15 protein-coding genes are annotated in these 22,179 nt (G+C 57.2%); 13 read left to right on the plus strand and 2 right to left on the minus strand.

Translation table 11 applies throughout. The features are described 5' to 3' along the window. The first annotated feature begins 3 nt into the window (after positions 1-3). The 5 genes from GSQ62_RS16100 (at position 4) to GSQ62_RS16120 (ending at position 8,067) form a co-directional block, all read left to right on the plus strand. Positions 4-792, plus strand: a complete 789-nt coding sequence (locus GSQ62_RS16100) for an L-fucose dehydrogenase (RefSeq protein WP_161890455.1) — start codon at positions 4-6, stop codon at positions 790-792. Positions 793-926: 134 nt separating this feature from the next. Continuing rightward, the gene (locus GSQ62_RS16105; RefSeq protein ID WP_161890456.1) at positions 927-1,946 is read left to right on the plus strand and encodes a zinc-binding alcohol dehydrogenase family protein; all 1,020 of its coding nucleotides are present in this window, start codon (positions 927-929) and stop codon (positions 1,944-1,946) included. A 118-nt stretch (positions 1,947-2,064) separates the two neighbouring features. Further along, positions 2,065-3,717, plus strand: a complete 1,653-nt coding sequence (locus GSQ62_RS16110) for a UxaA family hydrolase (RefSeq protein WP_161890457.1) — start codon at positions 2,065-2,067, stop codon at positions 3,715-3,717. A 33-nt stretch (positions 3,718-3,750) separates the two neighbouring features. Next, positions 3,751-4,203, plus strand: a complete 453-nt coding sequence (locus GSQ62_RS16115; protein ID WP_161890458.1) for a hypothetical protein — start codon at positions 3,751-3,753, stop codon at positions 4,201-4,203. Between the two features lie 432 nt (positions 4,204-4,635). Next, positions 4,636-8,067 carry a HEAT repeat domain-containing protein gene (locus tag GSQ62_RS16120; protein WP_161890459.1) on the plus strand — a complete coding sequence of 1,144 codons (3,432 nt, stop codon included), beginning with the start codon at positions 4,636-4,638 and terminating at the stop codon, positions 8,065-8,067. A 73-nt stretch (positions 8,068-8,140) separates the two neighbouring features. Here the strand turns inward: GSQ62_RS16120 and GSQ62_RS16125 are convergent, their stop codons facing one another. Beyond that, positions 8,141-8,632: a VOC family protein gene (locus GSQ62_RS16125; protein WP_161890460.1), complete on the minus strand. Its 492-nt coding sequence runs from the start codon at positions 8,630-8,632 to the stop codon at positions 8,141-8,143. Between the two features lie 139 nt (positions 8,633-8,771). Next, positions 8,772-9,473: a DsbA family oxidoreductase gene (locus tag GSQ62_RS16130; RefSeq protein ID WP_161890461.1), complete on the minus strand. Its 702-nt coding sequence runs from the start codon at positions 9,471-9,473 to the stop codon at positions 8,772-8,774. Between the two features lie 359 nt (positions 9,474-9,832). Between GSQ62_RS16130 and GSQ62_RS16135 the strand changes: the two genes are divergently transcribed. The 8 genes from GSQ62_RS16135 to GSQ62_RS16165 all read left to right on the plus strand — a co-directional run bounded on the left by GSQ62_RS16135 (position 9,833) and on the right by GSQ62_RS16165 (position 22,176). Continuing rightward, positions 9,833-11,374 (plus strand): alpha-N-arabinofuranosidase, encoded by a 1,542-nt coding sequence (locus GSQ62_RS16135; RefSeq protein ID WP_161890462.1) that lies wholly within the window; start codon positions 9,833-9,835, stop codon positions 11,372-11,374. 164 nt (positions 11,375-11,538) lie between these two features. After that, the gene (locus GSQ62_RS16140; RefSeq protein WP_237586693.1) at positions 11,539-12,402 is read left to right on the plus strand and encodes a family 43 glycosylhydrolase; all 864 of its coding nucleotides are present in this window, start codon (positions 11,539-11,541) and stop codon (positions 12,400-12,402) included. Further along, positions 12,374-12,523 (plus strand): hypothetical protein, encoded by a 150-nt coding sequence (locus tag GSQ62_RS20890; protein WP_237586695.1) that lies wholly within the window; start codon positions 12,374-12,376, stop codon positions 12,521-12,523. The genes GSQ62_RS16140 and GSQ62_RS20890 overlap by 29 nt, the downstream gene beginning before the upstream one ends. A 565-nt stretch (positions 12,524-13,088) precedes the next feature. Then, on the plus strand, positions 13,089-16,664 hold the full coding sequence (locus GSQ62_RS16145) for a PVC-type heme-binding CxxCH protein (protein WP_161890463.1): 3,576 nt from the start codon (positions 13,089-13,091) through the stop codon (positions 16,662-16,664). Between the two features lie 82 nt (positions 16,665-16,746). After that, positions 16,747-17,619 (plus strand): sugar phosphate isomerase/epimerase family protein, encoded by an 873-nt coding sequence (locus tag GSQ62_RS16150; RefSeq protein WP_161890464.1) that lies wholly within the window; start codon positions 16,747-16,749, stop codon positions 17,617-17,619. Positions 17,620-17,696: 77 nt separating this feature from the next. Continuing rightward, positions 17,697-18,821: a Gfo/Idh/MocA family oxidoreductase gene (locus GSQ62_RS16155; RefSeq protein WP_161890465.1), complete on the plus strand. Its 1,125-nt coding sequence runs from the start codon at positions 17,697-17,699 to the stop codon at positions 18,819-18,821. A 302-nt stretch (positions 18,822-19,123) separates the two neighbouring features. Then, positions 19,124-20,989, plus strand: coding sequence for a glycoside hydrolase family 2 protein (locus GSQ62_RS16160; protein ID WP_161890466.1), 1,866 nt, complete (start codon positions 19,124-19,126; stop codon positions 20,987-20,989). Between the two features lie 80 nt (positions 20,990-21,069). Next, positions 21,070-22,176 carry a glycoside hydrolase family 43 protein gene (locus tag GSQ62_RS16165; RefSeq protein WP_161890467.1) on the plus strand — a complete coding sequence of 369 codons (1,107 nt, stop codon included), beginning with the start codon at positions 21,070-21,072 and terminating at the stop codon, positions 22,174-22,176. Positions 22,177-22,179: the final 3 nt, after the last annotated feature.

The raw sequence follows: 22,179 nt of genomic DNA on the forward strand, positions 1-22,179 counted from the left end.
TATATGGATTTAGGGCTGAAAGATAAAGTAGTCATCGTGTCGGGAGGTGCAAAGGGCATCGGCAAAGGCATTGGGCAGGTGCTCGCCGCCGAAGGAGCCATCCCCGTCATTATCGGAAGAGATGAGCAGGACAATGCCGGTGCAGTGGCCGAAATCGAAGCGGCGGGAGGACGGGCTTTCCAGGTGGCGGCAGAGCTGTCACGGCCGGAGGAATGCGATAAGGCTGTACAGGCGGTGGTGAAGCAGTTTGGTCGAATAGAAGGATTGGTCAACAACGCGGGCTACAACGATGGCGTGGGGCTGGAGAACGGCAGCTACGAAAAGTTCATGGCCTCGCTGCACAACAACCTGGTGCATTATTACCTGCTGGCGCACTACGCGCTGCCTTACCTGAAAGCATCCAAAGGGGCCATCGTCAACATCAGCTCCAAGACGGCGGAAACCGGGCAGGGCGGCACCTCGGCCTACGCGGCGGCTAACGGCGGGCGCAACGCGCTGACGCGGGAGTGGGCCGTGGAACTGGCCAAGTACAGCATCCGGGTGAACGCCATTATCGTGGCCGAGAGCTGGACGCCCGCCTACGACAAATGGATACGGACACTAGCAAATCCGGAGGAAAAACTGCAGGAAATCACCGCGCGCATTCCGCTGGAGCACCGGATGACCACCCCCGAGGAGATTGCCAACACCGCGGCCTTCCTGCTCTCCGAAAGGTCCAGCCATACCACCGGGCAATTGATTCATGTGGACGGCGGCTACGTGCATTTAGACAGGGCCATGGCGAACGCGTAGGCCATATATAAGTACCAAACAAAATCAACCGGCACGCTCCATAGAAGTCTCTTCTATTTAAGGCATTGATAAATAACGATATATGATACAAAAGTCTTGCGCCTTGCTACCTGTTACCTGTGTCCTTTTTTAACATGAAAACACTCGTGTGTACCACACCCGGCAAGCTTGACTATGCGGAGGGGGAGAAGCCGGAACTGGCAAAAGGCCGGGCCATCATCAGAATGAAGCGCATCGGCATCTGCGGCACAGACCTGCATGCTTTTGAGGGCACGCAGCCTTATTTTTCCTATCCGCGCATTCTGGGGCATGAGCTGGCCGGGGAGTTGGTTGACTTCGATGACGCACCCGGTTTTCAGGCTGGAGAGGCCGTTACGTTTGTCCCCTACTTTAGCTGTGGCCACTGCATTGCCTGCCGCACCGGTAAGCCTAACTGCTGCGCCAGCATCCAGGTGTGCGGCGTGCATATAGACGGCGGAATGGTAGAGTTTCTTTCGGTTCCTTCCGCCGCCCTTGTCCATGGCGAAGGGCTGAGCTACGACGCCCTGGCCCTGGTGGAGCCGCTGGCAATCGGGGCGCATGGCGTGAGGCGCGCAGCCGTGCAGGCGGGCGAATTTGTGCTGGTGGTCGGGGCGGGTCCCATTGGCCTGGGCACGATGGAGTTTGCCCGTATCGCCGGAGCCCACGTGATAGCCCTGGATATAAACGAGGCGCGCCTGGAATTCTGTAAAGAGAAATTGGACATTCCGCATACTGTTCACGCAGGCGCTGCCGATGTGGAGGCGCAACTGCAGCGCATCACGCAGGGGGATATGCCAACCGTCGTGATAGACGCTACCGGCAACCAGAAGGCTATCAACAACGCATTCCGGTATATGGCGCACGGCGCGCGCTATGTGCTGATAGGCTTGCAGAAAGGCGACATCTGCTTCAGCCATCCCGAGTTCCACAAGCGCGAGGCCACTTTGATGAGCAGCCGCAACGCCACCCGCGCTGATTTTGAGCATGTAATATCCTCCATGAAAAAGGGATTGATTGACCCCACCACCTATATCACCCACCGGGTTATGTTTGATGACGTGGCCCGGGAGTTTGAGGGCTGGCTGAGCCCCGAATCAGGTGTTATCAAAGTGATAGTGGAAGTGGGTAGTTAGGAGTATGAAGAGCGGAGTGTATTTAGGGCTGCCTGCTGCATCTTTGCCTTCACTTTTTTGTTATAGAGGCTGCAGATGTCTTTGCAGCAATCAGTAGCTATAGATTAATCTTTTGAAAATGATAAGTAAAATTTTAAAGGTGCATCCGCAGGATAACGTGGTGGTGGCCTTAGCGGACCTGGAAGCAGGGGAGGCCGTGGTTTATGGGGAAGAAAGTTACCTGTTGAAAAGTGCTGTCCCTGCCAAACACAAGTTTGCCACCGTGGATTTGCCGAAGGGAGCGGAGGTAACCATGTACGGCGTGCTGGTGGGTAAAACGGAGACGGACGTGCCCGCAGGTTCCCTGCTCACGACGGCCAACCTCAAACACGCTGCGCAGGACTTCACCACCGGCGAGCGCAAAACAGCCTGGCAGCGGCCGGACGTTTCGAAATGGGAGCAGATGACCTTCAACGGCTTCCACCGCGCGGACGGCAGCGTCGGGACGGCGAATTACTGGCTGGTGGTGCCGATGGTGTTCTGCGAGAACCGCAACCTGGATGTGCTGGAGGAAGCGCTGGTGAATGACCTCGGCTACGGCCGCAACAAGCGCTACCAACTGCAGGCGCGGCAACTCATCGAGCTCTATAAAACCGGCAAAAGCGTGGAGGAAATCCTGCAGGCCGATATAAACCTCATCAACCCGCAGCAGGCCTCGCACCGCCTGTTCCCGAACGTGGACGGCATCAAGTTCCTGACCCACGCGGGCGGCTGCGGCGGCACGCGCCAGGATGCGCAGGCTCTGTGTGCCCTGCTGGCGGGCTATATCACGCACCCCAATGTGGCCGGCGCCACCGTGCTGAGTCTGGGCTGCCAGCATGCCCAGGTGGCCATGCTGCAGGAGGAAATCAGCAAGCGCGCGCCTGTGCTCGGCAAACCTTTTTACGTGCTGGAGCAGCAGGAAATTGGGTTTGAGACAGACATGCTCTCCGAGGCCCTTAAAAAAACATTCGCCGGGCTGATGCAGGCGAACGGGAACGTGCGACGTCCCGCCCCGCTCAGCAAACTGTGCCTTGGCCTGGAGTGCGGCGGCTCGGACGGTTTCTCGGGCATTTCGGCAAACCCGGCCATCGGCTACACCTCCGATTTGGTGGTTGCCCTGGGCGGCTCGGTCATCCTGTCGGAGTTTCCGGAGTTGTGCGGCGTAGAGCAGAATCTGAGCGACCGCTGCGTGAACGTGGAAGACGCGGAGCGCTTTTCTTACCTCATGCGCACCTACAACGATCGGGCCCATGCCGTGGGCTCCGGCTTCGATATGAACCCATCTCCCGGCAACATCAAAGACGGCTTGATTACGGATGCCATCAAATCGGCGGGGGCGGCCAAAAAAGGAGGCACTTCGCCGGTGACGGCGGTGCTGGATTACCCTGAGAAAGTGACCAGACCGGGCCTGAACCTGCTTTGTACGCCCGGCAACGATGTGGAATCCACCACAGCCGAAGTGGCATCGGGCGCTAACATCGTGCTCTTCACCACCGGTCTGGGCACCCCAACCGGCAATCCCATTGCCCCCGTTATCAAGATTGCCACCAACACAAAGCTCTACCACAAGATGCGCGACATTATCGACATCAACACCGGCACCATCACCGAGGGCGAGGAAACGATAGAGCAGGCGGGAGCGCGCATCCTCGACTATATCATCCGGGTAGCCAGCGGCGAAGAGGAAGTAGCTGCCGTGCGCCACGGGCAGGACGACTTTATCCCCTGGAAAAGGGGTGTTTCGCTTTAAAATCATTGCGATAGTTAGCTCCAATAGAATAGAATGAAGAAATGCCTTTTATTACTCCTTTTAACATCTTCCTGTGATTTTGCTACACATGACTCACGTCTGTCATTAGATGAATCTAAGGCTATGTCTTATGTGCTTGTAAATTATAAGGAAAGCGGCTATTACAAGATTAGTATTGGTGAAGATAAAAGTTATACTATTGAGTACTATTGTAACGATAGTGTGAAAAATATAAATGGGTTTCTCGATTCATCAGAAAGCAAAAGTTTAAAAAAGATGGTCGGTAGCATCGCCTTTGATACTACAGTTAAAATTGTGAAACTCCACCACAGTCATGAGGAATTCAGTGAATTCGACTTGCAGTTAAAGGATGGTAGAATAATTAGCGATGTGTACATTAATGAGGGGAGAGAAGGCTTAAAAGAGCTTTTGCATACAATTACTATGGAAAGAATTGGATGTGAAAAACTAAAAGAACTACAGTAGCTAACACGGCACAGGCCCCATTCTCGGCTACGCCTCGTTCGCATGTACTAAACGGTTAATTTATATAACACGAAGCTCTATCAGGTGATCAGAAACCAAGCAGTATAGAACCTGTTGATCACGAGGTGTATGCCCCGCTCTAAGGCGGCATATATGGGATCAGAGGTGTTTTGTTAAAACTGTTAATTAAACACTAATTATTCAGCTTTGTTCCTTATATTGCTTTGTAGTATATGGTGATAGCAGGGCACCCGGTATCTGTTAAGCTTTGCTTAAAGGCATATAATCCAGAGCGAAGCCATATATAAATCGCAGGGGCACGAGCCGCATGGAGGTAAAGCTATATATAGAGCGCATCTTCCCGGCCTGTTGTCCCTATATAGCATCGTACCAACTCAGTATCCTATAAAACTCTTTCTTAGATAACTCTTCATGAAAAAGGCTGTTTTAGCAACCCTGAAAAGCAACCGAAAGTCGCTCTGGCTGGCCGCTTTAGTTCCGGGCATCATCCTGTCGGGGTGCAAAGAATCGGAACCTGTAGACACGCGGATAGAGACCATGGCGCCCGAGCAGGCCGCCCAGCAGGCTGCCTCCATCGAGAGCACCGTTACCCCCGAACTCGCCGATGGCCTGACACTCCGCCTGTGGGGCGTGGATTCGCTGGTGGCAGACCCGATTGCGATAGACATGGACGACCAGGGCAGGCTGTACTATACCCGGACCAACCGGCAGAAGAACTCGGAGTTCGACATACGGGGGCACCAGGATTGGGAAATCGGGTCGATACAACTGCAGACCGTGGAAGACAAGCGGAAATTTCTGCACAAGGTGCTCTCGCCCGAAAACAGCAAGCAAAACGAGTGGCTGGCCGACCTGAACAAGGACGGCTCGCACGACTGGCGGGACATGACGGTGGAGAAGGAGCACGTTTATCGCATCGAGGACACCTCGGGGGACGGCATAGCTGACAAATCGCAACTGGTGGTGGAGGACTTCAACGATGAGGTGACCGATGTAGCCGGGGCCGTGATGGCCTATGGCGACGACCTTTTTGTGGGCGTGGCGCCCGACCTGTGGCGGATAAAGGATGAGAACGGAGACGGCGTGGCGGATAAGAAAACGTCCATCTCCCATGGCTACGGCATCCACGTCGGGTTTGGCGGCCACGGCATGTCAGGCCTTGAAATGGGCCCCGACGGCAAAGTTTACTGGGGCATCGGCGACATCGGCTTCAACGGCACAGGCCCGGACGGGCAGAAGTGGGAACATCCGAACAGCGGCGTCATCGTGCGCGCGAACCCCGACGGCAGCGACTTTGAGGTATTTGCCCACGGCCTCCGCAACACCCACGAGTTTGTTTTTGACGAGTACGGCAACCTCATCAGCGAGGACAACGACGGCGACCACCCGGGAGAGAAAGAGCGCCTGGTGTACGTGGTGAACGGCTCCGACACTGGCTGGCGCACCAACTGGCAGTTCGGCAAATACCGCGACCCGGACAATAACACCTATAAAGTGTGGATGGATGAGCAAATGTACAAACCACGCTTTGAGGGGCAGGCAGCCTATATAACGCCGGCCATTGCCAACTACGTGAGCGGTCCTGCCGGCATGCTCTATAATCCCGGCACCGCCCTCAGCCCGAAGTACAAAAACACCTTTTTCATTGCCGAGTTTGTGGGCAATCCCGCGCAGTCAGGCATCCACGCGTTTAAGCTTAAGCCGAAGGGCGCTTCCTTTGAACTGGGGGAAACGGAGAAAATCATGAGTGGCGTGCTGGCCACCGGTATCGACTTTGGTCCCGACGGTGCCATGTATGTGGCCGACTGGATTGACGGCTGGAACACGAAGAACCACGGCCGCATCTGGAAAATGGACGATGCGGACGGAGCTGCCTGGGCCGAGCGCCAGCAGACACAGAAATACCTGGCCGAGGATTTTACAAAGCGAGAAGACAACGAGCTGGGCGAATTGCTGAAGAACCCGGACATGCGCGTACGCCAGAAAGCCCAGTTTGAGCTAGCGAAACGCGGCTCCGACGGTGCCGACGTTTTCAAGGAGAGCATCAACCAGACAGCGCACCAACTAGCCCGCGTGCACGGCATCTGGGGTATCAGCCAGTTGGCCCGCGAGGACAAAGAATATGCAAAACTCCTGCTGCCCCTGCTGAAAGACAAGGACCCTGAGATACGGGCACAGGCCGCCAAATGGCTGGGCGACGTGCGCTATGCGGAGGCAGGAGCGGCCTTGGTGCCGCTCCTGAAAGACCCGAACAGCCGTGCCCGTTTCTTCGCCGCAGAGGCGCTGGGGCGCATCGCCTACCAGCCCGCTGTGCAACCAATCATCGAATTGCTGAAGGCCAACAACGACGAGGACGCTTATATACGCCACGCCGGTAGCCTGGCCCTGGCGCGCATCGGAAAACCTGCCCCGGTACTGGCCCTGGCCGATAGCCCTTCACGCGCCCTGCGCATCGCTGCCGTGGTGGCCCTGCGCCGCATGCAGCACCCCGGCGTCGCTAACTTCCTGAAAGACGAGGACGAATATATCGTGACGGAGGCCGCGCGCGCCATCAACGACGATCTCTCCATCAAAGAAGCGCTTCCGGCGCTCGGCAATGTGCTGCAAAATACCCGCTTCACGAACGAGGCCCTGCTGCGGCGCGCCATCAACGCCAACCTGGAGGTAGGCACGCCGCAGGCCATGCAGAACCTGCTTGACTACTCGCAGAAAGAAGGAGCCCCGGTGGCGATGCGCGCGGAAGCCGTGGCGGCACTCAGTACTTGGGCCAAACCTTCGGTGCTGGACCGCGTGGATGGACGCTACAGAGGTGAGATCAAACGCGACCCGGTACTGGTGAAAAACAAAGTAACAGATGCCTTCATTAAACTGACAGGCCATCAGGAAGCACCGCTGCGCCTGAGCGCTGTAAAAGCCATCGGTAAACTCGGGATAAATCAGGCATCTCCACAGCTGTTTGCGCTTTTAAAGAATGACAAAAACCCGGAGGTGCGGGTAGAGGCCCTGAATGCATTGGCAACCGTTGAAGATCCGCAGATTGGCAAAGCCATCGAGCAGGCCCTCTCTGATCCGGAAAAGAGCGTGCGGGTAGCCGGGCTGGATATGCTGGGGAAGACAGACATCCCGGAAGATATGATGGTGAACCTGCTGGCCGATGTAATCAGCAAGCGAACCCCGGAGGAGAAACAGGCCGCTGTGCTGACCCTTGGCTCCCTGCCAGTTAAAAACACACAGCCGGTGTTCGAGGAGATGCTGACGAAAATGGAAAACGGGAAGCTGCCTGCTGAGATTCACCTGGAACTGGCCGAGGCGATTGACAGCACTGGATCCGAGCAACTGATGGCCCGTTACAAGGCAATCAGCGCGAAGCAGTCGCCGGACGCTGTGGCCGCCGCTTTTGAGGGAAGCCTGTTTGGGGGCGATGCTGACCGGGGCAGGAGAATTTTCTTCAGCCATCAGACGGCGCAATGCATCCGATGCCACTCCTACGACGACCTGGGCGGCAACGCAGGCCCGCGTCTGAACGGCGTGTCTAACAGGCTGACACGGCCACAACTACTGCAGGCGCTGATAGAGCCGAGTGCACGGCTGGCCCCGGGCTACGGCATGGTGACGGTCGAACTGAAGAACGGAAAGTCGGTGAGCGGTGTGCTGCAGGGCGAGAAAGAGAACACCCTTGCCGTGAAAGTAGGTGGCCAGCCGGACACGCTTATCCAGAAAAGCGATATAGCGAACAGGGTGGATGCCTCCTCCAGTATGCCGAACATGCAGCACCTTCTCACCAAAAGGGAGATACGCGATGTGGTGAGTTTCCTGGCTACCTTAGAGGAAGATCATATATAAGCAATATATAAAACATAACAAAAAAGAGCGGGTTATATATAACCCGCTCTTTTTTTATGCTGCTGTAGCAGCCTCACTCCAACTCTTTCAGCAAACTTTCCAGGTCGAGCGGGCGCGTGTACATGTCCAGGGAGCCATCCGGTTTGGAGGGCCATTTTTCTTTCGGGCGGTCCCAGTACAGTTCTACGCCGTTGCGGTCCGGGTCGGCGAGGTAAAGCGCCTCCGACACTCCGTGGTCTGATGCCCCGGAGAGTGGGTATTCCGCATCCAGCAACCGGCGGAAGATGGTAGCCAGGTCCTTGCGGGTGGGGTACAGGATAGCAGTATGGAAAAGGCCAGTGCTGCTGGCAGGCGGCGGCGCCCCGTTTTTGCTGTACCAGGTGTTCAGCCCAATATGGTGATGGTAGCCTCCCGCCGAAATGAAAGCGGCGTCCTTCCCGTAAGTAGTGGTCAGCTCAAAACCGAGCAGGTCGCAGTAGAATTTCAGGGCGCGGTCGAGGTCGGCCACCTTCAGGTGTACATGCCCGATTTTTGTCTGGGCAGGAACGGTATATTGCTCGTCCATAGGTATAAGCATTGGGTTCTGTATATGTAATTTGGTATATATAAAAAGAGCTGAAGATTTATATCCTCAGCTCCAATATCGGTTCATATAGAAGTGCCTGCGGTGCAGGAACTGGGGTTGTTTTTTATACGCAAACTGCTTAGCAATTGCCGTTGATGTCGCAGCTGCCGCCCTCTGTCACAATCTCTTCCAGGGCAGGCGCCACCTGGGCGAACACCTGGTGGAACGTTTCGGCGGGCTGCGCCCCGCTAATCAGGTACTTGTCGTTGATGATGAAGGCCGGTACGCCTGTGATGCCCGCCGACTGCGCCCACTGCTCCATCTCGCGTACTTCCTTTTTCCCCGCTTCGCCGCTGAAGAAGCCTTCCAGCTTTTCCGCCGGAATGCCGTTGGCGATACCAATCTCTGTCAATAGCGCTATGTCGTTCATGTTCAGGCCTTCAGTAAAGTAGCTGTAGAAAAGCGCATTCGCCACCTGCTCCTGCACGCCGCACTGGCCCGCCAGCCATATTAGCCGGTGACCGTTGAAGGTATTGTTCACAGTGGTCAGCTTGTCGAAGTTGAACTCGATGCCGTCGGCTGCGCCCGCTGATTTCAGGCGCTGGTTCATCGACTCTATCTGGGTCAGAATCTGAGGGCCGTAGTTATTCCGGAAATACTCCAGCCGGTCCATGCCTTCCTGGGGCACGTTGGGGTTCAACTCAAATGGCTTGAAACTTACCTCAAATTCGTACTTTTTGTTTGTCTCCGCAATGGCCTTGTTCAGGCGCTGTTCTCCCACATAGCACCAGGGGCAGTTGATGTCGGATACAATGTCTATTTTGATTTTCTGCTTGTTCATCTTTTATCTCTTTATATATGAAGCTCCCGCTGCTCCGCATTTATATGTAACCGCGAGTGTTTTAGGTATGGGGAGCGGTTGGGATGCTATTTATATGTAGTAACATTAAAATCCAGCGTTTTGTTTAACTTTTAGGCACCGGTTTCATATATGCTGCATGCTGCGGGCATTGCGCCTGTAAGCTTGGCCAGCGGCGGCAGGGAGCCCTCCGGCACCAGGGCCGGAGAGGGCAGCAGATTTTAAATGAAATTTTCGGCCGATATCTTTTTAAATGTATATCAAACACTTATATTGAGGTGTCGAAAGATCGGGGCACCGCCGTGTGCTTCCCCTAGTCGTTTAAACAAAGCAATTCCAGCATGAAAAAAACAGCTACCACTTTTCTGGCGCTTGCCTGCAGCCTTTCCGTTTTTGCGCAAAACTCCGGCGAGCTCACCGTGCCCGCCAAACCAGACCACGAGATCAACCGCCATATATACGGCCACTTCGCCGAGCACCTGGGCAGGTCCATCTACGGCGGCTTCTATGTGGGAGAGGATAATACGAAAATTCCCAACACCAACGGCGTGCGCAACGATGTGGTGGCCGCGCTCAAGAAGCTGAAAATCCCGAACCTGCGCTGGCCCGGCGGCTGCTTCGCCGACACGTACCACTGGAAAGACGGCATTGGCCCGAAAGAGGATAGGCCAACGATAGTGAACACCTGGTGGGGCGGCGTGACAGAAAACAACAGCTTTGGCACCCACGACTTCCTGAACATGTGCGAACTGCTGGGCACAGAGCCGTACCTGGCTGGCAACGTGGGCAGCGGCACCGTGCAGGAACTGGCCGACTGGGTGCAGTACGTGAACTTCGGGGGCGTGAGCCCGATGTCGAATCTGCGCCGCGAGAATGGGAGGGAAGAGCCCTGGGACGTGAAGTACTGGGGCGTGGGAAACGAGGCCTGGGGCTGCGGCGGCAATATGACGGCCGAATACTACGCCAACGAGTACCGCAAATATGCCACCTTCGTGTCGGACTGGGAAAACACCGGCAACCTTTTCCGCATCGCCTCCGGCGCCAGCTCCGATGACTACCATTGGACAGAGGTGCTGATGAAGAACATCCCGAAGAGCCTGATAGAGGGCGTGGCGCTGCACCATTACTCCGTCATCGACTGGGAGAAGAAGGGCCCGTCCACCACGTTCACCGAGGAGCAGTATTTCACCACCATGCAGCGTGCGCTGCTGATGGAGGAGCTGATACAGAAGCACACCGCCATCATGGACAAGTACGACCCGGAGAAGAAGATTGCGCTGGTGGTGGATGAGTGGGGCGGCTGGTACGAGGTGGAGCCGGGCACCAACCCCGGCTTCCTGTACCAGCAGAACACGATGCGCGACGCCATGATAGCCGGCGCCACGCTCAACATCTTCAACAACCACAGCGACCGCGTGCGCATGGCCAACCTGGCGCAGGCCATCAACGTGCTGCAGGCAGTTATTCTCACGGACGAGGAGAAGATGCTCCTGACACCGACCTACCATGTGATGGAGATGTACAACGTGCATCAGGACGCCGCCTGGCTGCCGCTCACCATCAAGAGCGAGAGCTATGCGGTGGGCGATGCCAAACTGCCAGCCATATCCGGCTCGGCCTCTAAAGACAAAAATGGGCTGACGCATATATCGCTGGTGAACATCGACGCCAAAAAAGCGCAGGAGGTCTCCATCAACATCGACGGTGCGAAATACAAGAACGTGACCGGCCGCGTACTGACGTCCAAGAAGCTGCAGGACTACAACACCTTCGAAAAGCCCGATGCCATTAAGCCCGAAAACTTCAAAGGCGCCAAACTGAAGGGCGATGACCTGACCGTGAAACTGCCGCCTTTCTCGGTGGTGGTGCTGGAGCTAAAGTAAAACAGCATATCAACAGGGATTTATATAGCTAAGCTTCAAAAGTATATAGGTGAAAGAAACCGGCCTCCGAAGCTTGCTGAATTCGGAGGCCGAACGGAAGCGACTGGTTTATATATAGCCAGCATGCTAGCCGCTTCTTTATCTCCGGTTTGCCAGGCAGGCTTATGAAACTGACTTTTACGTGCTGGCTGCCCTTGCTGCTGGCACTGGCCATGGGGGCTTCGGCGCAGGACCTGCAACAGAACATACGGGTACATGATCCGGTGCTGATAAAGCAGGACAGCATTTATTGCCTTTTTGCTACCGGCCGCGGCATTGCCGTGTGGTCCTCCAGCGATATGGAAAACTGGCGGCGGGAGGATCCGGTTTTCCCGGAGGCGCCCGTGTGGGCCGTTGCGGCAGTCCCGACTTTCAGGAACCATGTATGGGCACCGGACACCAGCCATCACAAGGGCAGGTACTATCTCTACTATTCCGTCTCTGCCTTCGGCAAAAACACCTCCGCCATCGGGCTGGCCACCAATACCACGCTCAACCCGGCCGATGAGGATTACAAGTGGGAGGATCACGGGAAGTTAATCCAGTCAATCCCTGGGAAGACGAACTGGAACGCCATCGACCCGAACATGGTGACGGATGAGTTGGGCACTCCCTGGCTTTCCTTCGGCTCGTTCTGGGGCGGTCTGAAACTGGTGAAACTGCGCAAAGACCGCATGAGCATCGGAGGGCGCACAGATAACCTGCCGACCATTGCGAGCCGCAGGAAGAACGATGCTGCAGAGGCTGGTGCCAATGCCATCGAAGCGCCCTTTATCTTCCGGAAAAACGGCTATTATTACCTCTTTGCCTCCATCGACTACTGCTGCAAGGGAAAAGACAGCACTTATAAAATGATAGTGGGCAGGGCAAAGGATATACAAGGTCCTTACCTGGACAGGGAAGGTGAATCCATGCGCGAAGGCGGCGGCACCCTGGTGCTGGCAGGAGATCAGGACTGGCATGGGGTGGGGCATAACGCCGGTATATAGCTTCGGCGGAAATGACTATATGGTCTTTCATGGGTATGATGCCTCAGACGAAGGAAAAGCGAAGCTGCGGATAAAGGAACTGACCTGGAGCAGCGATGGCTGGCCTGAAGTAGCGGAATAATCAGTTTCACCGCCCTTTCCGGCGCGGGCATCTTTCTGGTGGCCGCGCCGGAAGTTATAGCAGTAGGGAGCCTGATACTGAGGAAGTGAGAAATTTAGCTGGTGCGCCGCAAGTATCTGCTATTCATATATCCCTGACCATATATAATCCGGCATGGGCAGAAAGCTATTTTTTATAGTACCCCCGATACGGCGGTGTGGTATGAAGCGGACTTACGATTAAACCGGCTGCTGAAGCGGAGCCATCACCCCATTATTCCCATAGATGCAGGGCTTGCTTTTCATTTCGGTCCTGGAGTTACGCCATAAAGTGACCAATCACAAAAAATTAGTGATGTGACAGGAACATAATTTTGGAATTATAGATTTTGTTTTGCTATATTTATAAATGTCTTAATAACATTTATACAGGTGTTAAAGAGCGGGCCTTACTAGTATATATAAATTAGGGAGCAAACAGCTGCATTAGCCGCCTGCGCGCCGGGTTATCTGAACGGGGGCGGCGCGGGCAAAGCATATATAATCACCGGCACGATCAAATGCCTTCCTTAATAGAAACAAATAGCATGAGAAAAATTTTAAGCATAATCGCAGTTATTAGTTTGGTGCTTTGGGGCTGCTCCCAGCGTTCTCAGACAGGCAGAAGCGCCACGGCGGAGGCACCCGCCAAGCGGATAGACATCCTTTTCCTGGGGCACGAGAGCAAGCACCACGACTCTGAACGCTTCTTCCCGATGCTGGCCATGCCCCTGTTCCAGGAGGGCATCAGCCTGCACTACACCGCCGACCCGGCCGACCTGACGGCCGAGAACCTGAAGAACTACGACGGGCTGATGCTCTACGCCAACCACACCAAGATAACGCCGGAGCAGGAGCAGGCCGTGAAAGCGTTTGTGGAGGGGGGCAAGGCGCTCATTCCCATCCACAGCGCCTCTTTCATGTTCCAGAACTCCGACTGGTATATAAATGCCGTCGGCGGGCAGTTCAAGTCGCACAAGGTCGGCACCTTCACGGCCGATATAACCAAGCCGGAGCACCCCGTGATGCAGGGGCTCAGCGAATTTGAGACCTGGGACGAGACCTACGTACACCACAAGCTGAACCCCGACATGACCGTGCTGATGGAGCGCGTGGAGGGAGACCACCACGAACCATGGACCTGGGTGAGAGACCAGGGCAAGGGAAAGGTGTTCTACACCGCCTACGGCCACGACGAGCGCACCTGGGGCAACCCCGGCTTCCATGCGCTGGTGGCCAGCGGGGTGAAGTGGGCCGTGAGTGACGAGGCCAAAGAGCGCCTGGCGCGGCTCAACATACCAACGCCCACCTTCGAGGAGGCCAACATCCCCAACTACGAGCAGCGCGACCCGGCTCCGAGGCTGCAGCACCCGCTCTCCGCAGAAGAGTCGCAGAAACTGATAAAGGTGCCGGTTGACTTCGAACTGCAGCTTTTCGCCTCCGAGCCCGACATTGTGAACCCTATCGCTATGGCATGGGACGAGCGGGGGCGGCTGTGGGTGATTGAGACCAAGGACTACCCCAACGAGATACGCACCGATGACGGCAGGGGCGACGACCGCATCAAGATACTCGAGGACACAGACGGCAACGGCAAGGCCGACAAAGTAACCGTCTTCGCCGAAGACCTCAACATCCCCACCAGCATGGTGTTCGCCAACGGCGGGGTGATTATCTCCATGGCCCCGCACTTCGTCTTCCTCAAGGACACAGACGGCGACGACAAAGCCGATGTGCGGGAGAACATCATGACGGGCTGGGGCAAGAGCGACACGCACGCGGGCCCCTCCAACCTCAAGTACGGCCTCGACAACAAGATATGGGGCGTGGTGGGCTACTCCGGCTTCCAGGGAACGGTGAATGACAGGGAGATGTCCTTCAGCCAGGCAGTCTACCGCTTCGACCCGGACGGCGGGGGGCTGGAGCACCTGGGCAGGACGACCAACAACACCTGGGGCCTGGGCTTCTCCGAGGAGTTCGATGTGTTCATCTCCACGGCCAACGGCCTGCACAGCGCCTACTTCGCCATGCCTAACCAGTACACAAAGCGGGCAGTGGCTGGCGGCTCGGGCAACACGGTATATAGAATCGACACGCATTACGACATGCCGCACATCACGCCCTACCTGCGCCAGGTGGACTGGCACGGCGGCTACACCGCCGCGGCGGGGCACAACATCTACACCGCCCGCGACTACCCCAAATCCTTCTGGAACAGTGTGGGCCTGGTGGCAGAGCCAACTGGGCGCGTGCTGCACAAGGCGGTACTGGAGCGCAAGGGCGCAGGCTACACCGAAAAGAACGGCTTTAACCTGCTGGCCAGCTCCGACGAGTGGTTTGCCCCCGTGCATGCCGAGGTTGGCCCGGACGGGGCCATCTGGGTGGCCGACTGGTACAACTTTATCATCCAGCACAACCCCACGCCGCGAGGCTTCGAGAACGGGGAGGGCAACGCCTACGTGAACCCATGGCGCGACAGGCAGCACGGCCGCATCTACCGCCTCGTTTACAAAGGAGGCAAACCGCATGAGCCGATGCAGCTGAGCAAGGACGATACAGCAGGGTTGCTGGCCGCATTGAGCAACGACAACATGTTCTGGCGCACCACGGCGCAGCGTCTCATCGTGGAGAACCAGACAAAGGAGCTTATCCCCGGCCTCATCGCGCTCGCCAAAGACCAGCGCGTGGACGAGATAGGCCTGAACAGCCCGGCCGTACACGCCCTGTGGACGCTGCACGGACTGGGTGCCCTGGACGGCACGAACGCGCAGGCGACGGAGGCGGCTATGGCCGCCCTGTCGCACCCGGCTGCGGGCGTTCGGAAGAACGCGGTGCAGGTGCTGCCGAGAAACGAAGCGACGCTGGAGGCTATCCAGGAAGCAAAACTGCTCAACGACAGGGACCTGCGGGTGCGGATGGCCGCCGCGCTGGCCATCGCCGACATGCCCGCCTCGCCGGAGCTTGGAAAGTTGGTGTATGAGGCGAGCCTGAAACCTGAGAACGGGGAGGACGAGTACCTGCCGCAGGCGCTCTTCGCCGCCGCCCTCGCCCATCAGCCGGGCTTTATGGCGGCTGCCCCGAAAAACCTGTCCCTGGAGCGGCCGGACTCTGTGCTGAATCTCACCGAGCGCCTGGTCAAGAGCATGGGCCAGGAGCAGTACCGGCTCGACCGGTGGACCCCCATCCTGTTTCCGCCGGACGTGACGGGCAAAGAAATCACGGTGCGCGCCTCCATTGGGCCATCGGATGATGGTTTTGAAGGCGTTATCATGTCACAGGGCGACAAAGACGCCGGGTACAGCCTCTACGTGCAGGACAACAAACTGCACTGGCTGGTGAAGCAGAAAGGCAAGCCCTATATAGCCACCTCCACCACGGCACTGCCAACTGAGCGGTTCGACGCGGTGGCCAGGCTGGCAAACGGGGGCGTGATGACCATCAACGTGAACGGCAAAACCGTGGCTGAGGCCAAAGCCCCTTCGCTGTTCACCCAGCCGCTGGCAGAGGAGGAAGTGCGCGTGGGCCGCGATGTGAGAGAAGGAGAGAACAGAGTGGGCGATTACCCCGACAGGTTCTACTTTAAAGGCGAGTTGAGGAGAGATGCCAGCCTGGAGCTCAAGAAACCTGTTGAAGGAGCCAAGTCAAAAGGCAACACGACAGTGGCTGCGGTAACCCGGGATAAAAACGTAAGAGCGGTTTCCCCCAATACGAAACCGGCTGCTAAGACTGCCGCTACATCAACAGCAAAAGCGGCCACCGTCAGCATCAGGGTGGTGGAGCACGAGATGAAGTTCGACAAGGAGTCCTTCACCGTGAAGGCGGGCCAGAAGGTCACCCTCAACTTCTCCAACCCGGACTTCATGCAGCACAACTTCGTGCTCATCATGCCCGGTACGCTGGAGGAGGTGGGCAAGGCCGCCGACGCGCTGGCCCGGGATCCGAAAGGTGCCGAGAAGAACTACGTGCCGAACACATCACAGGTGATTGTCGCCACGCCGCTGGTGGACCCTCAAGGCCGGGAGACGCTGGTGTTCACCGCCCCCGACAAGCCGGGCGAGTATCCCTTCGTCTGCACGGTGCCGGGGCACTGGCGCCTGATGAACGGTATCATGAAGGTGGAGTAGCCGGGGGAGCAAGCCGATAAGGTGAAAAAGGACAGGCGCCCGCCGCCCATCAAATACACAGGTTATATATAAACCGGAAAGCATGAGTTTAGAAGGTATTAAATTCGGGGTGAGCACCTGGCTGTGGACCTCTCCCTTCAGCACAGAGACAGTTTCTCTCTTCCCGAAGATAAAGGAGATGGGCTACGACATGGTAGAGATACCGGTGGAGGACCCCGCCCTCATTGATGTGAAGAAGGTGAGGGAGGCGCTGGAGGAGAACGGACTGGGACCAATCGTCTGCGGAGCCTTCGGCCCAAGCCGGGATTTGACCCACGACGACCCCGCCTTCCACCAGACGAGCTTTGACTATATAGCCGCCTGCCTGGATATCTGCACGGGCCTGGGTGCTGGCTTCCTTGCCGGGCCCATGTACTCGGCCGTGGGCAAGGCCCGCCTGGTCTCCCCGGAGCGGAAGCGAGCGGAGTGGGACAGAGCCGTAACGAACCTGCGGAAAGTGTGCCAGATGGCAGAGAGCCGAGGGCTCGAGATTGCCCTGGAGCCCCTGAACCGCTTCGAGTCGGACCTGGTGAACACGGCGGAGGATGTGATGCGCCTGATAAACGACATCAACCACCCGGCGGCCAAGGTGCTGCTTGACGGCTTCCACATGAACATTGAGGAGCCAAGCATCGAGCGGGCCATCAAACTGACGGGAGAAAGGCTCGTCCATGTGCAGGTGTCGGAGAACTACCGCGGCACGCCCGGCACGGGACAGACCCGCTGGGAAGATTATCGGCGCGGGCTGGAAGCCATCGGCTATAAGGGCGCCATCTCCATCGAGAGTTTCACGCCGGAGGTGCAGGAACTGGCCGGGGCGGTGTGCATCTGGCGGCCGCTGGTGCCCAGCCAGGACGGTTTTGCCCGCGAGGGACTGCAGTTTCTTAAAAAGTGGGCCCAAGGTTTGGAGTCCTAAAAAAAGGAGGCGTCTGAGGAAATGCGTTCTAATACAAAGTAAATATCTGACCAACTGCTATACCTAAAACAGAGACTATGAGCCAGAAGAAAATAAACGTGGCGATTGTGGGCCTCGGGTTCGGGGCCGAGTTCATCCCCATCTACCAGAAGCACCCCAACGCCAACATGTACGCCATCTGCCAGCGCTCCCAGGACAAGCTCGACGAGATTGGCGACGCCTTCGGGGTTGAGGTAAGGTACAACGACTACGAGGAGCTGCTGCGCGACCCGAACGTGGACGCCGTGCATATAAACACCCCCATCCAGAGCCACGCCGCGCAGTCCATCGCGGCGCTGCGGGCGGGCAAGCACGTGGCCTGCACCGTGCCCATGGCCACCACCGTGGAGGAGTGCCGCCAGATAGTGGAGCTGGTGCGGGCGACGGGGCTGACCTACATGATGATGGAGACGGTCATCTACAGCCGCGAGTTCCTGTTCGTGAAGGAGATGTACGAGAAGGGGGAGCTGGGCAGGATACAGTTCCTCCGGGCCTCCCACCAGCAGGATATGGCCGGCTGGCCCGGCTACTGGGAGGGGCTGCCCCCGATGCACTACGCCACCCACTGCGTGGGGCCGGTGCTGGCGCTCCCCAAAGCCGAGGCCGAGTACGTCTCCTGCCTGGGCTCGGGCAGGATAGACGAGGAGCTGATCCCCAAGTACGGCTCGCCCTTCGCCATCGAGACCTGCCACATCAAGTTCAGGGGCTCAGACCTGGCGGCCGAGGTGACGCGCTCGCTCTTCAACACGGCGCGCCAGTACCGGGAGAGCTTCGATGTGTACGGCTCCAAAAAGAGCTTCGAGTGGACGCAGATAGAGCACGAGGACAGCGTCATCCACACGGGCGAGACGCCGGAGCGGGTGAAGATACCGGACTACGCGCACCTCTTGCCCGAGGAAATCCGCTCCTTCACGCAGGCCGGGGTATATGACTCGGACGACAACCAGCACCTGTCGTTCATCCAGGGGGCCGGGCACGGGGGCTCGCACCCGCACCTGGTGCATGAGTTCGTGAGCGCTTTAGTGGAGGGGCGGGAGCCCTATCCCAACGCGCGGCAGTCGGCCAACATCACCTGCGTGGGCATCCTGGCCCACGAGTCGGCCATGCAGGGCGGCAAAATCATGCAGATGCCCGACTTCACGCTGGAAAGGGGCCGCGCGTAGCGGAACTCCAAAGTAAACAGTCTTCAGGAATTAGATTAGGGCCGGATCAATTCTACGCCTCATCGTGTATGGGGCCTATATATGCTGCATTTGCCTGCAGGCACATATGTTAATCCTGCTTATACTTACCCCAGCTTTGCTGCCTATATGGCAATGAAGCTGGGGTAAACAATTTTATAAGGCTCTGTCTGTAGCTGTTAACCCATGCCGCAGGAGAGAAGCAAAGCCGGTACATACTGCATTATCTGGAACTGCCACTGGTAAGCGCTGGACTAAGCAAAAAAGAATGTTTATATTTCGATATGAGAAAAAGCTATATATGCTTTCTGATTTTCCTGTTGCTGCAAACAGCCGCAGCACAGGCACAAAACACAGCTGGCTGGAGCATGGTGGAGGGCAAAATCGCCTCGCCATGGGCAGAAGAGGTAAACCCGGCCAAGCCCCTGCCCGAATACCCGCGCCCGCAGATGGTGCGCGAGAACTGGCAGAACCTGAACGGACTCTGGAACTTTGCCATTGTGCCGAAAGCGCAGCAGGAAAGCATGCCCCGCACCTTCCAGGGAAAAATACTGGTGCCCTATGCCATTGAGTCGGCCCTGTCCGGGGTAGGCAGAACGGTGGGCAAAGACAGCGTGCTCTGGTACAGCACCAGCATCAGCGTGCCCGCCAAACTGCGCCGGCACAACGTGCTCCTGCACTTCGGCGCCGTGGACTGGCAGGCGGAAGTATATATAAACGGCAAAAAGGCGGGCACCCACGAGGGCGGCTACGATCCCTTTTCTTTCGACATCACCCCGCACCTGAAAAAGGGCAGCAAGCAGGAGATCGCCGTGCGCGTGTGGGACCCCACCGACGACGGTCCGCAGCCGCGCGGCAAGCAGGTAAAAAAGCCGGAGGCCATCTGGTACACGCCCGTAACCGGCATCTGGCAGACGGTGTGGCTGGAGGCGGTGCCCAAGACCTATATAAACGCCACCCGGCAAACACCCGACATCGATAAGGGAACGCTGACGGTGGCGGCAGAGGTGGAGAACCTGCAGGCAAACGACAAACTGCGGGTATCGGCCTGGGACGGGAAAAAGAAAGTGGCTGAGCAGGAGGTAAGCGCCACCGCACCAGCCGTGCTTTCGGTAAAAGAGGCAAAACTGTGGTCGCCGGAGACCCCCTTCCTATATGACTTGCAAGTGGCCGTGGTACGGAACGGCAAAGTGCTGGACGAGGTGGACAGCTATTTCGCCATGCGCAAGATCAGCATGGCACCCGACGCAGACGGCGTGCAGCGCATGCTGCTCAACAACAAGTTCGTTTTTCAGTACGGCCCGCTGGACCAAGGCTGGTGGCCAGATGGCTTGTATACGGCGCCCACCGAGGAGGCCCTTGTCTTCGACATCGACAAAACAAAGGAGATGGGCTTCAACATGATACGCAAGCACGTGAAGGTGGAGCCCGCCCGCTGGTACTACCACTGCGACAAAAACGGCATGCTGGTGTGGCAGGACATGCCGAGCGGCGACCTGGGGGCCCGCTGGGGCAACCATCCCGGCATAGAAGGAGAAGGCCACGACATGGACCGGACGGCGGAGTCGGAGAAGATTTTCCGCACCGAGTGGGCTGAGATAATGGAGGATCTGCACAACTTCCCGAGCATCGTGGTATGGGTGCCGTTCAACGAGGCCTGGGGGCAGTTCAAGACAGCGGAAATCACCAACTGGACAATGGAGAAAGACCCCTCGCGGCTGGTGAACAGCGCCAGCGGCGGCAATTTTCATTTTGTCGGCCACATCATCGACCTGCACAACTACCCCGAGCCCGTGATGCCGCGCGCCAACCTGTTCGGGGAAAAGCAGGTGATTGTGCTGGGCGAGTTCGGCGGTCTGGGCCTGCCGGTGGAGGGGCACACGTGGCAGCAGAAAGACAACTGGGGCTACCAGAGTTTCAAGAACGCAGACGAGTTGTTTGAGCGCTACGATTCCTTCACCGAAAAGCTAGAGGACCTGATCAAAAAGGGCCTGTCGGCGGCGGTATACACCCAGACCACTGACGTGGAGATAGAGACAAACGGCCTGATGACCTACGACCGGGAAGTGATAAAAATACCGGCTGAGAAGCTGCGGGAAGCAAACAGCAAGTTATATAACCCGAATCTGGTGCAACTGAAGCAGGAGTAAGGCCCGCGATTGTGCACCCATATACCAATGCCTCACTATTTAGACTGGTATATATGGCTCCCCTGAAAATATACTGTTAAATGAAATTTGCGAATAAAAAATCAACCTGTATAAACAAAGCGTTCGCGGCACTGCTGCTCTGCCCGCTCCTGCTGGCTGGCTGTACCACAGCCGTCACGCCGGTAAAAGAGCAGGAGGCCAGCCAGCCAACAGCGGAGGAACAGTACTTCACCAACCCCATCGCCGATGGCGCCGACCCGTGGGTGTTCAGGAAAGACGGTGCGTATTATTTCTGCAGCGCGGGCAATGGGGGCATCTATGTTTCGAAATCTGAGAAGCTGACGGAGCCGGGGGAGAAAGTAAAGGTCTGGGAAACGCCCGATACCGGCTGGAACCAGAGCAACGTGTGGGCACCTGAAATGCACTTCCTCGGCGGCAAGTGGTACATCTATTACGCCGCCGCTAAAAAACCCGGAGGCCCTTTCATATACCAACGGTCCGGTGTGCTGGAGTCAGAGTCGGACAATCCATTCGGCCCCTATATAGACAAAGGCATGCTCTACACCGGCGACAGCATCCAATATGAGAACTCTGAAGCGAATTGGGCCATCGACCTGACGCCGATGCAGCTCAATGGGCAGCTCTACGCTATCTGGTCGGGCTGGGAAAAAAATGCGGACACAGACAAAACGAAGCAGCATTTATATATAGCCTCCATGCGCAACCCCTGGACGATCAGCAGCAACAGGGTGCACCTCTCCTCGCCGGTGGAGCCCTGGGAGACGGGTGGACCGCTGGATTTGAACGAAGGGCCGCAGGTGCTGAAACACAAAGGCAAGGTGTTCATCATCTACTCCACGCGCGAGTCGTGGCTGAAGGAGTACCGGCTCGGGCAACTGGCGCTTTCCGACACCCTGCTCAACCCGATGGAAGCGGCGCGCTGGCAGAAATCAGGCCCTATCATGCTGGGGACAGAAGAGGTGCTGGGCGTGGGGCACTGCAGCTTCACCACCTCGCCGGACGGTACCGAGCATTGGGTCCTCTATCATTCCAAAAAAACCGAAAAACCGGGCTGGGACCGCAACATCCGGGCGCAGCAGTTCTTCTGGACCACGGACGGCTTCCCTTACTTTGGGGAGCCCGTACCGGCCGGGGTGCTTTTGCCGGTGCCGTCGGGAGAGGAGTAGGCA

The sequence above is a fragment of the Pontibacter russatus genome (assembly GCF_009931655.1).
GTDB classification, from domain to species: domain Bacteria; phylum Bacteroidota; class Bacteroidia; order Cytophagales; family Hymenobacteraceae; genus Pontibacter; species Pontibacter russatus.